The organism is Paracraurococcus lichenis, assembly GCF_030657435.1.
GTDB classification, from domain to species: domain Bacteria; phylum Pseudomonadota; class Alphaproteobacteria; order Acetobacterales; family Acetobacteraceae; genus Paracraurococcus; species Paracraurococcus lichenis.
In genome coordinates this window covers 1-226 of record NZ_JAUTWS010000623.1, presented here as the reverse complement: position 1 = coordinate 226, position 226 = coordinate 1, and the positions used below count along the sequence as shown (strand labels likewise).

The 226-nt window shown below is 69.9% G+C and carries 1 pseudogene; it reads right to left on the bottom strand.

The features are described from left to right. A pseudogene (locus tag Q7A36_RS41485) lies at positions 1-226 on the bottom strand (IS1634 family transposase); the annotation flags it as partial.

Sequence of the window (226 nt, the reverse complement as noted above, 5' to 3'; positions counted from 1 at the left end):
GGCGGGCGAACAGCGCCTCCTCGATCTGGTCCTTGACGCAGCGTGGGGCGAAGGGCGTGGCGTGCGCCTGATCGCCGTACAAGGCGTCCAGCTCCTCGCCGAGCCAGGCCATGGCGCGGTAGAGGTGGTGCAGCGCCAGGCCATCCACGTCCGGGACGGCGTAGTCCTCGATCCACTTGTCGCAAGCGCGGTCGGAGCCGGAGACGAAGAGCCGGTGCAGGACGGT